Raw genomic sequence first — 14,252 nt, forward strand, 5'->3', positions numbered from 1 at the left:
TAGATGATAAAAAAATCGTTAGACAGGTTCTCTACGAGATAGGGAGTTAGATAAAATAATAGCATTATTCAGGAATCGGAGTCCTAATTAGATGTCATAAACACCTATTTTTCGTCTTCTCTTTTACGACATCTAAGGTGAGTAACAAGACTTATGCATCATATCTGTAGGAACAATTATGCCAAAATCAGGGTGAATGAGTAACCAAAAAAAGATTTAACTGTCATAAATTCAAGTAAGTATAAAGAAGTACACCATTACCCTATAAAACAAATAGGATAAAAAGCTCTTAAAAATTTGGAAATAACAAAAAGTTTTCTGAATCTTTACACTCACGTTCATAACCTTATTGAAATTATCAAGAAAGGACGAGGGATCAGACCCATCGACTCCTTAGCAACCCTTTATTTATCTAGACAATAAATAGAGAAGGTGCTAACTTCTGCTCACAGCTTTTGTGAGACTAGATGATGTAAACAAATAGTAGGTTATACTACCACAAGTTTCTTTTTTGATTTTTATTTCCCGATGAATTCGGGGAACTAAATCTGTATTTCTAATTGGTTTTGAGCTTTATATCAGTTTAATAAGGATATGACGCATTTAAACTTGTTCATTTCTCGTTTTATTTTATTGTTCTCAATTTCTATAGCGACGGTTAAGTAAATTGTTCACAGCTTCATAAAACAAAAAAGCAACATCGTTTTCTTTACGCCATCCGATTGTTAAAATGATTCCATTTTTAATTTTTAAAAGAAACTTATTATGTCTCAAAAATTTTCAACAAACGCACTTCATGCAGGTCATGATGTAAAGAACAACGGTGGCACCAGAGCTGTTCCATTGTATCAATCCACTAGTTATGTGTTCCATAACAGCGATCATGCTGCAAATCTTTTTGCACTGGCTGAGCCCGGATACATATACACCAGAATTAACAACCCGACGGTAGATGTGCTCGAGCAACGTCTTGCTGCACTAGAAGGAGGAATAGCCGCAGTGGCAACCGCTTCTGGAACCAGTGCAATTTCTACAACTCTCTTAACGCTTTTACGTGCTGGCGATCATATCGTTGCGAGCAATTCTCTATATGGAGGTACGTTCAATTTGCTGTTGGTGACCTTACCTCGTTTAGGAATTACAACCACATTTGTGAATCCTAATGATAAGGATGCCTTTACAAATGCAATTCAAGAAAATACCCGCGCCATTTTTGTGGAGTCCCTAGGGAATCCAAAACTAGATGTACTCGATCTTAAAAAAATTAGCGCGCAGGCAAAAACAGCTCGTGTTCCTTTGATCGTAGATAATACTGTTGCAACGCCTTATTTATTAAATCCAATAGAGTATGGAGCAAATATCGTGATCCACTCACTTACTAAATACATCAATGGCAATGGGACGGCACTCGGTGGTATTATTATCGATGCAGGAACCTTTGATTGGACCAATGGCAAGTTCCCTGAATTTACAGAACCTAGTGCAGGATATCACGGATTAATCTACAGTGAAGCACTGGAGGCAGCAGCTTTTATTGCTAAAGTACGTATTGAAGGATTACGTGATCTAGGGGGAGCGATTTCTCCATTTAATGCTTGGCAAATTATCCAAGGACTAGAAACATTGCCTTTACGCATGGATAGACATTCTCAAAATGCATTGGAACTAGCTAAATGGTTACAATCTAAAGAAGAAGTAGAATGGGTCAATTATCCTGGTCTAGAAACCAGCGATTACCACGACCTAGCAAAAGAGTATTTGCCTAAAGGGCAAAGCGGAATTGTCACTTTTGGCGTAAAAGGTGGTTATGAAATTGCAAAGAAAGTGGTAGATAGTGCAAAGGTATTTTCATTACTGGCTAACATAGGAGACACCAAATCATTGATCATCCATCCAGCGAGTACGACTCACCAGCAATTAAAAGATGAAGATCAATTGACTACTGGAGTTACTAAAGACTTGATCCGACTGTCTGTAGGTCTGGAAGATCTGACTGATCTGACTGCAGATTTAGAACAGGCTTTTGCTTCAATCGATAAAAAAGTCCTTGCATAGATGGCTCTTAATTTAAAACATATCGACCTTCTAGATTTTAAATTAAAGTCGGGAAAAGTGCAGGATATTAGTGTTTCTTATCAGGTTTTTGGGCGTGCGTTGCATACGGCGCCCATTATTCTGATCAATCATGCGCTTACAGGGAATTCTTCTGTGACCGACTGGTGGGGGGACCTAATAGGCGATAAAAAAGTGATTGATACCTTGCAATTTACAGTTCTCGCGTTTGATATTCCAGGAAATGGTTATGATGGAAACATTGATCATTTGATCTTTAATTATCAAGATTGGACGCTGTTTGATGTAGGTTTCGCTTTCGCGAAAGCGCTACAATCATTAAACATCTCGTTTATAGACCTAGGAATAGGAGGAAGTATAGGCGGTGCCTTATTATGGGAAATGCTAGCGCAACAACCAGAATTATTTGGAACTATCGTGCCTATCGCAGCAGACTGGAAAGCAACCGACTGGATCATAGCTTGTTGTCATATTCAAGAATCCATCCTTGCTACATCGAGCAAACCTGTAGAAGTGGCTAGACAACACGCGATGACTTTTTATAGATCACCGCAAGGATTGCGCTATAAATTTAAAAGGAGTAAAGATCATACAGCTTTTAAGGTGCAAGAATGGTTGGATTTCCATGGTGTCGAATTAAAAAAGCGATTTTCATTACCTGCTTATAGATTATTAAACCAATTGTTATGTACAGCCAATGCTGCCAATCATAGGGATGAAAATATAGTCGCAACTATCGCTCCTTCTCAAACAGCCATTGAGTTAGTTGCTATAGACACGGACGGGTTTTTTGTTGCTGATGAAGATCGCAGGACTTATGGTTTATTAAAAGAAGAAAGAGATGTTAATTATCATGAAATTTCTTCCATCCATGGCCATGATGCCTTCCTAATCGAGCACGATCAGGTAAAGGAAATTCTTTGCGAGGTCCTACAAAACCGACTGTCTAAAACTTCAAAAACCATTTGTAATAATATCAGTTCACTGCAAAGTGCTTAGTGATCTATCCAAAACTTAATAATTTGAAAAACATACACTTATATATATTCGGAGTCGGGAATGTGGGGAGTACCCTGATTGATCAAGTACTCCAGTCGCGTTCCTTTTTTAAACAACAACACGGTATAGACCTACGAATTGTAGGTCTTGCTAATTCAAAACGAGTATTATTGGATCTAGACGGAATTTCAAAGAACTGGAAAGAAAACTTTGGCAATTTATCTGAAGCTCGAGAAGCAGATAGTTTTTATAAGATTTCCAGTCTTTATGATGCGACTAAAATTGCCATAGACGCAACGGCAAGTAAAGAGGTTTCTCAGTACTATCCAGTGCTGCTAGAAAATGATTTTAATATCGTAACTGCTAATAAAATTGCCAATACTTTGTCACAAGAATTCTACGATTTGATCCGGACATTATTAATTACAAAGAACTTAGGCTTTGAATATGAAACTAACGTGGGAGCAGGATTGCCTATTATTCAATCGGTTAAAGACTTGTACAGTAGCGGCGAGCAACTGTTTGCTATAAATGGCGTTTTCTCTGGTTCTTTGAGCTACATTTTTAATCGCTTTAGTGAAGAAGACAAACCTTTTTCAGAGATCGTAATAGAAGCTTTAAAAGAAGGCTATACAGAGCCTGATCCTAGAGAAGATCTTTCTGGGAATGATGTGGCTAGAAAACTGTTGGTCCTTGCTCGTGAGGCAGGTTTAAAACTAGAGTTTGACGATATTCAAATAGAAAATTTAGTTATTCCATCCTTAAGAACAGCCTCTTTAAATCAGTTTTTAGATGAGGTTAAAAGCTTAGATCCTGTTTTACAAAAAAAGAAGGACGCTTTAGAAGAAGGAGAAGTTCTGAGGCATCTAGGCGAGCTGGATGTGGTGAATAGACAACTTAAAGTTTCTTTGAAAGCTGTAAAAAAAGAAAGTCCATCCGGCCAATTAAAAGGCAGCGACGGCTTTTTTGAAATTTATTCAGAAAGCTATGCGACAAATCCTTTAGTGATCAAAGGAGCTGGCGCTGGAAAGGCGGTTACTGCTCGGGGTCTTTTATCAGATATAATAAAAGTGAGTAAGTCTACTAAAGAGGTTTTAGTGGCTCGATAAGTTCAAATAGGAAAGGGAGGTGTATTAGTTTCGTTTTCGCGAAAGCAGAACTATAACCTAAAACTTATTGAGCAATACTGAAAGTGAAGGTAGTATATGAACCTAGCTCAGATGCTACTGAAATTTCTCCACCTAATTTATAAACTAGTTTTTTTACAGTACTAAGACCTATTCCATGTCCCTTTTGGCCGTTACGATCATATGCTCCTACCGTAGAAAAGAGGTCAAAAATAGTTTCTAGTTTATCGTTTGGAATTCCTCTACCATTATCAGATATTTTAAAGATATAATGAGTGGTATCTAAGGAAATACTCAGGTCAATGACGGCCTTTTCCTTATCGTTGTATTTAATACTGTTTCCTATTAAATTTAAAAAGATTTGTTCTAGAGCCACCCGATTGCAGTGCAACGTATGATTAAATTCTGGCAGGTTGATCTCACAATCATGCTTGATATTGATAAGCTCGATGATGTTTTCAAGAAGATCGTTAACATTAAAACTTTTACGGTCGTCCATATCGTAAGAGGAACTTTCATAATGCGCTAGGATGTCAGTGATATAATTACTCAAGGATAGGGAAGACTTTTTAAGATAGCCTAAATATTTTTTCCCATTATCATCAAAAAGTTCTGAATATTTCTTTTTAAGAATATCTGAGGTCAAAATAAGATTTGCTAGGGGCATTTTCATATCGTGGGAAACGGTACCGGCAAAATCTTTTAATAATTCATTATGTTTTTTCAAATGACTTCTAGATTCCTGAAGTTCATTATTAAGTACATGAAGCTTGAGGAGTTCCTGCACTTGCTGTGCTAAATGTTGCAAAGCTTTCTTCTGTTTTTCATCTAGCTTTTTAGGTTGGTCATCGATAACGCATAAGGTTCCTAATGCATGTCCTGATGGGTCTAATATGGGTACTCCAGCATAAAAGATGACTGGGTTTTCTTTATCGAGAACTAAGGGGTTGTCTTTAAACCTAAGGTCACTAGATGCATCAGAGATTTCCATAAGCTCTGTTGGGTTGTGAATAGCATGAGCACAAAAACTGACTTCTCTAGAGGTTTCACAAGCGGCAATTCCTACCTTAGATTTGAACCACTGCCTATTTTCATCAACAAGCGAAATAACAGCATTGCGGGTACCGCATATATAGGAAGCAAGCTCTGTGATGTGGTCATATTGCTGTTCTGGAAGAGAATCTAGAATATGAAGACTTTGTAAAGCATTTAATCTAGCCTTTTCATTTTTAGGATCTTTAGGGGCAATCATTAAGTAAGGGTTGGTTTATAAGCTCTCCACTTCTTATTTAATTAGAAGCATTCTCAAATATAAGGAGAATTATTGCCGCAGTTTTGGGTGACTGCATTGTTTTCGATAAGAGGTCGTTATTAAGGATGTTTGTTATCAAAACATTAAAATTATAAATAGCTCGTTTTGAAATAGAAATTTAAGGATACAAAGAAGCTTTGTGATCTTATTTTTTTAAAGCTTTAATTTCCTCTTTTAACAGCTCTATTTGAACTTGTTGCTCTTGAACAGCTTTTACAAGTATAGGAATTACTTGTCCGTAGTCTACTGCAAGAGATTTTTGATCGTCTTTTCCTTCATCGACTATAGAAGGAATCTGACCCTGAAGCTCCTGAGCCATAAAACCGTATTGAAGTTGGTTTTCTTTATCGTTTATATAATGGTACTGATAGGTGTTTAATGAATTGATCACTTCTAAACCTGGTTGTAATGGTTCAATGTTTTGCTTTTTCCTTCTATCAGAAGTTCTAAAGGCATTTTGAAAATAAAAATTATTCCAAGAATTACCATTTCTTCCTAGATCCTTTACACCGTTCAAAAAAGGAAAATGAGCAAAATCGCTAAACATATAATCTGCAGTGGTTCCTCCTCCACTTCCTATATTTATTCTAAGTCCGCCATCGGGATCATTGTCATTAGTATGTACTCCCTGAGTATACACGCGTCTAAAGTGACGACTAAATATACCTAAATCATAACCTGTTGAATTGGTATTATCAGTAGAGTTTACTGCTGGATAAAACTGATTGTTATCCATTATTAATTTATTAGCTCCAGAAAAGGAGTAGGAAAAGGTTCCATTATTATTAGAAGCGTTGGAATTTAAATTAGTGTTGCTCTGAGTGATTTCAAAGTTGTCTGACCCACGTTGTATTTTAATTCCTTGGCCATTTACAGCTGTAGAGATGTGGAGTAATTGAGTAGCATTATTTTCTCCTATTCCTATATTTCCATTTGTTTTAACTCGCATACGTTCCTGGGTGTTTGTTGCAATGACCAGATCTTGATCATCAAGGGTTCCCAAAAAATCTTCACCGGTGTTGGTTCCTGCAGTAGTACTAGAGTTACCAGTAGTTTTCCAGAAAGATGAAGGATCAACTCCATTGGATGTGTTATTACTTGTCAAGGGTTGCCATATCATTCCGTTCCAATAGTAAAAGCCTTTGCCCGATGCCATATCCGTATTATACACTAAAAGGCTCTCTTCCATGTTTCCTGTAATAGGGGCTTGGGTATTTAAATCTTCTATAGCAACACGCGGTATAAGGATTCCTTTATCTCGCGTGCTGGTAGTAACCTCTAGGATAGCACTTGAAGAGGGATTTGATGTTCCTATGCCTATCTGGGCAAATAGGGTAGTGCTAAAAAGTAAGCTGAGTAAAATGGACTTCATAAGTTTATTTTATCTATTTACGTTTAGAATAAAAGCCGAGATGTGAATGAAAAGTTAAGATTACCATTCCAGACATAGTGTAGAAGAGGAGAAAGTATTAGATTTGGTTATGCTCTCAAGAAAAACGAAATACGGTATTAAAGCACTTGCTTACCTTGCAAAACTGGAAAGCCAGTCTCCTACAGCGATTGCTACTATTGCCGATGCTGAGAATATACCTCATAAATTTCTAGAAGCCATTCTTTTAGAACTGCGTAAGAATAGTATCTTGGGTAGTCGTAAAGGAAAAGGCGGTGGATACTATTTAATGCAAAGCCCAGAAAAAATTAGAATGTCTACTGTTCATCGTATTTTAGAAGGTCCTATTGCTATGCTTCCTTGTGTAAGTCTTAATTTTTATGAAAAATGTGAGGACTGCTTGGATGAAGACGCTTGCTCCGTGAACCGACTTATGGTTCAAGTAAGGGATAATACCCTTGCTATTTTAGAAAATCAAACCTTACAGGATTTGCTCTAAGTTCAAATACTGCCTTAATTTTCATTTTTAACGATCTCTCTTTCGTATTAGGTTGACACTTTAATAAATTTATCCAACGTTTATCGAAGTACTCCGTGCAGGTAAATCAGTACCGGCAAACTCCGTACAAGCAAGGCTGGTATCAGATTATTAATGACTTACCTATTTCTAAAGAGGAACAGTTAAAAACTTTTTCCTAGTGATTTGCTCAAAGATTTTATTGATTCTCTATAGGTTTGACAAGGCCGTTTCTTGCCTATGAAAAAAAAGATTCTGTAAAATATACCTGTCTTTATTAAAGGAACTTCAAAAATGAAGCTATTAAAATAATTTGAGTTACACACTTAGCATCTGTTTTATATCTTTATGATAAATTGGTTTAGCTATTACCATTCTTTCTATTGTTTTATGGAATATGCTCTGTTTGGATTGAGATCGATTAATTCTAAAACAGAATTCGTCAAAGTAGCTTTGCACATGCCATTTACTAACATGTGTAGGTATTGCTCTCAACCAAGATTTTAACTGCATAATTACAACATGTAGTTCTTTAAAATTACTTCCGTTATTACTTAGTTTCTGCTCTATATCATAATTCTTTTTAAGTGGAGCATAACCTCTCCATTTATCGGTAACTATTTTTGCAGAGGGATCTATATGTTCTTCAAATATTGGAGTTAGTGATTTAGCTGAGTAATCATCTATAGACTTCACATAAACTCTTTTGATTTTATGTTCGGCGCTCAGTTCTACCGCTATCACTGCTTTTTTCTTTTTTGAATCGTAACTTCTACCTTGCTTGCCTTGTTCTTTTCCCCCTACGGTAAATTCATCTACATGAACTATTTCGGTTAGAGGATATTTTTGACTGCTTTTCATTGACTTTCTAACTTTCTGCATGAAATACCAAGCGGTACCTTGACGGATATCAAATCGCTTTCCCATTTGAACACTGGAAACACTCTTGGTACTAGTACTCATTTCAAACACAACGCAGAATGCCTTTTGCAAACCAAATTTAACCTTATGAAACAAGGTGTTTGCAGTGGCGCTTTCAACGTGATTGCAACTGTAACAGTGATATCTATAACCAGATTTTTCACAGCCCTTAGTGTGACCACATTTTGTACATGTAAAACCATCCTGCCATTTTATTTTTGCTAAATATGCTTTACAAGCATCATCATCTGGCAGTTCTTTCACAAAACTCAGTATATTTTGACCTTTAAATACTTCCATAACCCGTGTTATTAATGATAACAAGATACGGAAACTATATGACTAACTCAAAAAATAATAATACGATATTATCCTATATGACTTGTAGGGTTTAAATAAAGCTGTATATTCGTGATGTTAAGTTTTAACAAATTGTTTTGGATAGGTCAAATACCGCGAGTTGCTTACAATATTAAGATGGGCTGTTTTCTTATTTTAACATCTCGTGGTTGACCGTTCAAAAAATCCCATCTCCATCCTTTGTGATGGATTTTTTGTTTTTACCCATTTTTCAAAAAGAATCTCCTTTCAACTTCTTTCTGTAATCATAGAATTCCGTTAATCATTTGCTTAACTAGTGAATGATGACGACCTTTGCATCGCTAAAATAATAGCCTTAAAGTTGCTATGGAACAAGATATGATCACCACAGATATATTAATAATAGGTGCTGGACCTACAGGTCTATTTGCCGTTTTTGAAGCTGGATTATTAAAGCTCAAATGCCATTTAATTGATGCACTGGCACAACCAGGCGGACAGTGTTCAGAATTGTATCCCAAAAAGCCTATCTATGATATTCCAGGTTTTCCAGAAGTTCTTGCAGGCGATTTAGTGACCAATTTGATGAAACAAATTGAGCCTTTTCAGCCTGGCTTTACATTAGGGGAGAGAGCAGAAACTATCGATAAACTCGAAGACGGTACTTTTATAGTTACAACGAGTAAAGGAACCAAGCATCATGCAAAAATAGTCGCTATTGCCGGCGGTTTAGGTTCTTTTGAGCCTCGTAAGCCTGCTATAGAAGGAATTGCGAGGTATGAAGACAAAGGTCTTGCTTATATGATCAAGGACCCAGAAGTTTACAGAGATCAAAAAGTGGTTATCGCTGGTGGAGGAGACTCGGCACTAGATTGGTCGATTTTCCTTGCTGATGTAGCCTCTGAGGTAACACTGGTGCACAGAAGGGAAGAATTTCGTGGGGCACTAGATAGTGTGGAGAAAGTTCAAAATCTTGTAGATGAAAATAAAATAAGGTTGGTCACACCAGCTGAAATTTTAGACATTAAAGGAGAAGATAAAGTACAATCGGTTTTACTACAACATAATGACGAAGCTAAGCGTATGGAAATCATCGAGTGTGATGCTTTTATACCCTTATTTGGTCTAGCACCTAAGTTAGGTCCCATTGGAAATTGGGGGCTAGAAATAGAAAAAAACGCGATCAAAGTAGATAACACCTTGGATTATCAAACTAATGTTCCTGGAATTTATGCCATAGGAGATGTTAATACGTATCCAGGTAAATTAAAATTGATTCTTTGTGGTTTTCATGAAGCAACTCTGATGTGTCAAAGTGCTTACCAACGCATTTTCCCAGAAAAGCGTTATGTCATGAAATATACAACTGTAGGAGGTATAGACGGTTTTGACGGATCTCGCAAAGAGGCAGAAAAAGCAGTGGTTAAGAAAATAGGAAATCATTAATGTCTGATGTAAATATCACTATCATTGATAGAGAAGGAGTAGCGCACCAAGTTCTCGCTCCTACCGACATGAACATGAACCTGATGGAAGTCTGTAAAGCTTACGACCTCCCAGTACAAGCGGTTTGTGGCGGTATGGCTATGTGTGCTACATGTCAATGCTATATCATAAGTGATCATGACTTAGGCAAACGTAATGATGATGAACAAGCCATGCTATGGGAAGCAGAAAATGTAAAAGACAACTCTCGTTTAGGATGTCAAGTTCCCATTACCGAAGATCTCGAAGGTTTAATTGTTGAACTGGCTCCAGAGGATTAAATGCTACCCCTTACTTCCCAATGACTTCTTTAGCCTAATCATAGCAGTGCCACAGGAGCCAGATGAGGTTCATTTAGAACTCTTTTTATGGCTCTTTATCGATTTATTTTCATCTCTTTAGAAGGAACTTTTCTTTCCTTGTAGTTTCGGTTGTATAATGAATAAGTGTTTCGGTATTTTTATGATGCTCGCTTTCGCGAAAGCGGTAACCGCACAAACCCCTCAGAATTTCCTAATGTATCCACGATAGATGTTTCCTTACTGTATGGAAGTATCTTAGAACACAATCCAGATATCGCCCATTTAATTACCGATCATCCTACGGGAATCTTGTGGAGTTATAACCGTAAAATATTTGGAGAAGAGGAGTGGCAATCCAGGTATGGTTTCCCCGTCTGGGGTTTTAGTGCTGCTTGTCAAGACATGAAAACTTACGAGTTAGGGGAAGCTTATAGTGCCTATGCGCACTATAATTTTCATTTTTTCAAACGCCATTTGCAGTGGAGGAAAGGACAAGGTCCAGCTTATATGACAAAACCTTTTGATGCTATTGAAAACTCTCGTAATAATGCTTACAGAACCAGAATAACGAGTACTACCTATTTAAATGCCGTTTATAGAAAAGAAAATATTATGGCAGGATTAGGTTTTCACGCGGGTGTTACCATTATTCACTATTCCAATGCAAATGTCAGAGCACCTAATAATTCTACCAATACTTGGTTTTTTCAAGCCGGACTTAATTATACGTTGAATCCTGATGCTATTCCTGAATTTAAAACCAGGAATAAACGTTCGTATTCAGAACCGATCAGCTATAATTTTGTTGTAAGAATGGGGCTTAATGAAAGTGATTATCGCGGTAGTGGACAGTTTCCTTTTTACAATTTTTCATCGAGGAACGGCGGCATGGCATATGGATGTAAAACAACACATCACCGGAACCATTTCTGGTTACGGTGATGTGTTTTTAAAGGAACGTCCTACAAACGTGAATGTTCAAGAAACAGGTCAAGGTAGGTTGATTATTCCTCAATAATTATTTTAATACGATAGGAAGCTCGGTTCTGAATTTCCCCCATCCAGTTTTTAAATGAACGACCTTGTCATTATTAGGAGAGTAAAGCGCGATACTTAAATTTTCAATACTTTCCTCACTCATCGTAACAGGAACGCTTACAGTTACTAGGTCCATTTCTGGTTTATGAGAATAATTTCCCCATCCATCGTTTTCTGAATTGATGTGAAAGGTCCATTCTTTTTCAGTAGGGGTTACTACTACAGAATAACGTCCTGCTTTTACTAGTTTTCTACCTATCATGGCATCTTGCATCAAGAGTAATTCAGTACTTTCATTAGCACCTAATCTCCAGGATTTACCATAAACGGTAATGCCGTCTTCCTTTTTGTCTTCTGTTGTGAAAATGTTGCGACCTTTTAAAGAAGGGCGACTGTAAAGAACTCTAATTTTAGGTTCCATTGCCATTTTTGCTTCTTCAGTTTTTGCAAACTGTCTTTTTGGTGCTTGTGCTGGAAAGAAAGCGGCATCCATTGGACTGTTATTTGTTTTGTCAAAATCTTGAGCAAAAAGTGATGAGGTAGATAGAATTACGGCTAGTAATAAAATATATTTTTTCATGATGATGTTTTTTATAAATGTTAAAAATAAAGACAACCTATAAGTAACGGGTCACTTTAACAAATCTATAAGAGTTGAGTTCTACTGGAATTGAGTGCTGTACAACATCAAACCACTAGGCGGAGCGATGTGTGAAAGGTGAATTTTAAGACTGCCATCTAGCGTTTCTTTAAATTCTTCAAGAGTGAATTTGTGCATTCCCAAATCAAATAACATCCCCATCATTAAACGCACTTGATGGCGTTTAAAACCTGCTCCTTTTACTCTGAAAACAAAACTTTGTTCTGGAAAGAAACTCGCAGTGAAAAGTTCATTTTTTTCTATCAGAGCGCTTTCTATAGTCACTTTAGTTTCTGTGGTGTCAGAAGGTTTATAGGTGTAGGACCAAAAATCGTGGGTGCCTTCAAAAAGTCTTGCTGCTTCTTTCATTAATGATAAATCAAGAGGTGCTTTCATATACACCATCATAGAAGCACAAAAAGGATGGAATTTCTCTCCATGAGAAAAGAGATAGATGTATTCCTTGATTTTAGGCGCTTGTATCACGTTAAAATCCTTGTTGGTTTTCTCGATTTCTAAAGCTCTAATATCACTTGGTAGATTTTGATTGAAGTCTATCAAGAATTGATTGATTTCTAATTCTTCAGAATCATCTAGAAATAGTTCGATCCAAGTCTCGTTCACAGAAACCTTAGCGTCTGTTCTACCAGCAGCAAGTACTTTAAAGTTGTAATGGTCAAATACATACCTTAAGGTTCTTAAGACCATGCGTTCTACGGTTGGTATGTTATTAGGTTGTTTTTGCCAGCCATGAAATCTAAATCCTAGGTACTGCAACTTGATCAGAAAAAACTGACGGTTATTTTGAGCAAAGGGTCCTGGGTTCATAAATCTAAAAAATCATCTGGATCGAAAGGAATATCATCATCATCATCATCATCGGGATCGTCATAATTTACACCGGGCGGGTTAAAAAGTCCCCAGCGATCTATTTTATAGTTTTCTGGATCAAAGGACTTTACCCATTCTGCAAAGAGAACCCTGAATCCCTCCATTTCTATACGCAGTAAATCTAGGTATTCTATGTCTTTGAAACCGGCTAATTGCAATCCAGAAGCATCCGTTAGGATTTCTCTTGCGGCTTTTCTTATAACCGCTGCATTTTCCATGCGTATATCGTAGAGATTTACACTTTCAGCACCAGCAATTTTTGCAGGAATCATTAAGGCGTTCGAAATCATAGACTCTTTATTGTACTTAAATAATTGCTGTAGGAATTCTTGATCTTCTACCTCTTCTTCAAGGACTTCTAGATCTTCAGTTTCAGCACCTTTTAGTAAACTTCTTACAAGAGTAGAAATTTCTTGAGCCTTTATATAAACAGGAAGTTTTTCATGTCTTGTTATATCATAGTCATCATCGTCAAACATTGCGTTAAGTTTAAAAGTAAAAATAATCATTTCTTACACCATTCCACTCTGCATAGAACTGGTCTAGAAAACCTAGCATATAATCATGACGTTGTTGAGCGACCCTTTTCCCAGTTTCGGTATTCATCAGGTCTTTTAAAAGCAACAACTTTTCATAGAAATGATTGATAGTAGGAGCGGTACTCTTTTTATATTCTTCTTTAGTCATGCGGAGATCTGGAGCGATACTGGGGTCGTAAATAGACCTGTTTTTAAATCCGCCATAATTAAAGGTACGAGCAATTCCTATAGCGCCTATCGCGTCAAGACGATCTGCATCTTGAACGATGTCTAATTCTTTACTCGTAAATTCTTTACTCTGTTGCCCACCTTTGTAAGAGATGTATTTGATAATATTTTCTACATGTGCAATAATATCTTCTGGTAATTCTAGCGTTTCTAGAAATTCTCTCGCTACTTGTGGCCCAACCGTTTCATCTCCGTCGTGAAATTTGGAGTCGGCTATGTCGTGCAATAGGGCCCCTAATTCTACTACTGCGGTAGTACAATCTTCTCCTTGTGCAATTAGCTTTGCATTTTTCCACACCCGTTCTATATGGAACCAGTCGTGTCCACCTTCGGCATTTTGTAATTGCGTTTTTACAAATTGTATGGTTTTTTCTATTACTTGTTGTTGAGTCATTGTTGGTTTTTGATTCGCTTTCTTTATTGTTTCGCTTTCGCCCAGAGCGGCCTTAGGATAAACTTCTATTCTAAA

Annotated in this window: 14 protein-coding genes and 1 riboswitch; of the genes, 7 read left to right on the forward strand and 7 right to left on the reverse strand. The window is 36.9% G+C overall.

Features of this window, described 5'->3' with window-relative positions; translation table 11 throughout:
* Positions 1-352: 352 nt before the first annotated feature.
* Positions 353-474: riboswitch (SAM riboswitch) on the forward strand.
* Between the two features lie 288 nt (positions 475-762).
* Genes F0365_RS07345 through F0365_RS07355 form a run of 3 tightly spaced genes read left to right on the forward strand, consistent with a single transcriptional unit; the run spans position 763 to position 4,181 of the window.
* Positions 763-2,055 (forward strand): O-acetylhomoserine aminocarboxypropyltransferase/cysteine synthase family protein, encoded by a 1,293-nt coding sequence (locus tag F0365_RS07345; RefSeq protein WP_169934794.1) that lies wholly within the window; start codon positions 763-765, stop codon positions 2,053-2,055.
* Positions 2,056-3,072, forward strand: coding sequence for an alpha/beta fold hydrolase (locus F0365_RS07350; protein WP_169933105.1), 1,017 nt, complete (start codon positions 2,056-2,058; stop codon positions 3,070-3,072). It begins immediately after the preceding gene.
* A 23-nt stretch (positions 3,073-3,095) separates the two neighbouring features.
* Complete coding sequence (locus F0365_RS07355; RefSeq protein ID WP_169933106.1) at positions 3,096-4,181, forward strand: aspartate kinase; 1,086 nt, start codon at positions 3,096-3,098, stop codon at positions 4,179-4,181.
* A 64-nt stretch (positions 4,182-4,245) separates the two neighbouring features.
* Here F0365_RS07355 and F0365_RS07360 read toward each other — a convergent pair whose 3' ends face one another.
* Positions 4,246-5,451, reverse strand: coding sequence for a sensor histidine kinase (locus F0365_RS07360; protein ID WP_169933107.1), 1,206 nt, complete (start codon positions 5,449-5,451; stop codon positions 4,246-4,248).
* A 205-nt stretch (positions 5,452-5,656) separates the two neighbouring features.
* Positions 5,657-6,883, reverse strand: coding sequence for a tail fiber domain-containing protein (locus tag F0365_RS07365; RefSeq protein ID WP_169933108.1), 1,227 nt, complete (start codon positions 6,881-6,883; stop codon positions 5,657-5,659).
* A gap of 109 nt (positions 6,884-6,992) precedes the next feature.
* Between F0365_RS07365 and F0365_RS07370 the strand changes: the two genes are divergently transcribed.
* The gene (locus tag F0365_RS07370) at positions 6,993-7,400 is read left to right on the forward strand and encodes an RrF2 family transcriptional regulator (RefSeq protein WP_169933109.1); all 408 of its coding nucleotides are present in this window, start codon (positions 6,993-6,995) and stop codon (positions 7,398-7,400) included.
* Positions 7,401-7,736: 336 nt separating this feature from the next.
* Here F0365_RS07370 and F0365_RS07375 read toward each other — a convergent pair whose 3' ends face one another.
* On the reverse strand, positions 7,737-8,639 hold the full coding sequence (locus F0365_RS07375; protein WP_169933110.1) for an IS1595 family transposase: 903 nt from the start codon (positions 8,637-8,639) through the stop codon (positions 7,737-7,739).
* A gap of 399 nt (positions 8,640-9,038) precedes the next feature.
* Here F0365_RS07375 and F0365_RS07380 point away from each other — a divergent pair, with 399 nt between their 5' ends.
* From F0365_RS07380 to F0365_RS07390, 3 genes are all read left to right on the forward strand, one after another.
* Positions 9,039-10,106 carry an NAD(P)/FAD-dependent oxidoreductase gene (locus F0365_RS07380; RefSeq protein WP_169934795.1) on the forward strand — a complete coding sequence of 356 codons (1,068 nt, stop codon included), beginning with the start codon at positions 9,039-9,041 and terminating at the stop codon, positions 10,104-10,106.
* Positions 10,106-10,426, forward strand: a complete 321-nt coding sequence (locus tag F0365_RS07385) for a 2Fe-2S iron-sulfur cluster-binding protein (RefSeq protein WP_169933111.1) — start codon at positions 10,106-10,108, stop codon at positions 10,424-10,426. Before F0365_RS07380 ends, F0365_RS07385 begins: the two co-directional genes overlap by 1 nt.
* 165 nt (positions 10,427-10,591) lie before the next feature.
* Positions 10,592-11,389, forward strand: coding sequence for an acyloxyacyl hydrolase (locus F0365_RS07390; RefSeq protein WP_169933112.1), 798 nt, complete (start codon positions 10,592-10,594; stop codon positions 11,387-11,389).
* Positions 11,390-11,465: 76 nt separating this feature from the next.
* Here the strand turns inward: F0365_RS07390 and F0365_RS07395 are convergent, their stop codons facing one another.
* The 4 genes from F0365_RS07395 to F0365_RS07410 form a co-directional block, all read right to left on the reverse strand.
* On the reverse strand, positions 11,466-12,065 hold the full coding sequence (locus tag F0365_RS07395) for a DUF2911 domain-containing protein (RefSeq protein ID WP_169933113.1): 600 nt from the start codon (positions 12,063-12,065) through the stop codon (positions 11,466-11,468).
* A gap of 81 nt (positions 12,066-12,146) precedes the next feature.
* Positions 12,147-12,953 (reverse strand): tRNA pseudouridine(38-40) synthase TruA, encoded by an 807-nt coding sequence (locus tag F0365_RS07400; RefSeq protein WP_169933114.1) that lies wholly within the window; start codon positions 12,951-12,953, stop codon positions 12,147-12,149.
* The gene (locus F0365_RS07405) at positions 12,950-13,495 is read right to left on the reverse strand and encodes a hypothetical protein (protein WP_169933115.1); all 546 of its coding nucleotides are present in this window, start codon (positions 13,493-13,495) and stop codon (positions 12,950-12,952) included. Before F0365_RS07405 ends, F0365_RS07400 begins: the two co-directional genes overlap by 4 nt.
* A gap of 10 nt (positions 13,496-13,505) precedes the next feature.
* Positions 13,506-14,177, reverse strand: a complete 672-nt coding sequence (locus F0365_RS07410) for an HD domain-containing protein (protein WP_169933116.1) — start codon at positions 14,175-14,177, stop codon at positions 13,506-13,508.
* Positions 14,178-14,252 lie beyond the last annotated feature (75 nt).

Source organism: Nonlabens sp. Ci31 (assembly GCF_012974865.1).
Taxonomy (GTDB): domain Bacteria; phylum Bacteroidota; class Bacteroidia; order Flavobacteriales; family Flavobacteriaceae; genus Nonlabens.

Coding starts and splice junctions, on each gene's coding strand:
- F0365_RS07380 (WP_169934795.1), top strand. CDS start 9,039: ATGATCACCACAGATATATTAATAATAGGTGCTGGACCTACAGGTCTA.
- F0365_RS07395 (WP_169933113.1), bottom strand. CDS start 12,065: ATGAAAAAATATATTTTATTACTAGCCGTAATTCTATCTACCTCATCA.
- F0365_RS07350 (WP_169933105.1), top strand. CDS start 2,056: ATGGCTCTTAATTTAAAACATATCGACCTTCTAGATTTTAAATTAAAG.
- F0365_RS07375 (WP_169933110.1), bottom strand. CDS start 8,639: ATGGAAGTATTTAAAGGTCAAAATATACTGAGTTTTGTGAAAGAACTG.
- F0365_RS07370 (WP_169933109.1), top strand. CDS start 6,993: ATGCTCTCAAGAAAAACGAAATACGGTATTAAAGCACTTGCTTACCTT.
- F0365_RS07410 (WP_169933116.1), bottom strand. CDS start 14,177: ATGACTCAACAACAAGTAATAGAAAAAACCATACAATTTGTAAAAACG.
- F0365_RS07405 (WP_169933115.1), bottom strand. CDS start 13,495: ATGTTTGACGATGATGACTATGATATAACAAGACATGAAAAACTTCCT.
- F0365_RS07400 (WP_169933114.1), bottom strand. CDS start 12,953: ATGAACCCAGGACCCTTTGCTCAAAATAACCGTCAGTTTTTTCTGATC.
- F0365_RS07385 (WP_169933111.1), top strand. CDS start 10,106: ATGTCTGATGTAAATATCACTATCATTGATAGAGAAGGAGTAGCGCAC.
- F0365_RS07365 (WP_169933108.1), bottom strand. CDS start 6,883: ATGAAGTCCATTTTACTCAGCTTACTTTTTAGCACTACCCTATTTGCC.
- F0365_RS07360 (WP_169933107.1), bottom strand. CDS start 5,451: ATGATTGCCCCTAAAGATCCTAAAAATGAAAAGGCTAGATTAAATGCT.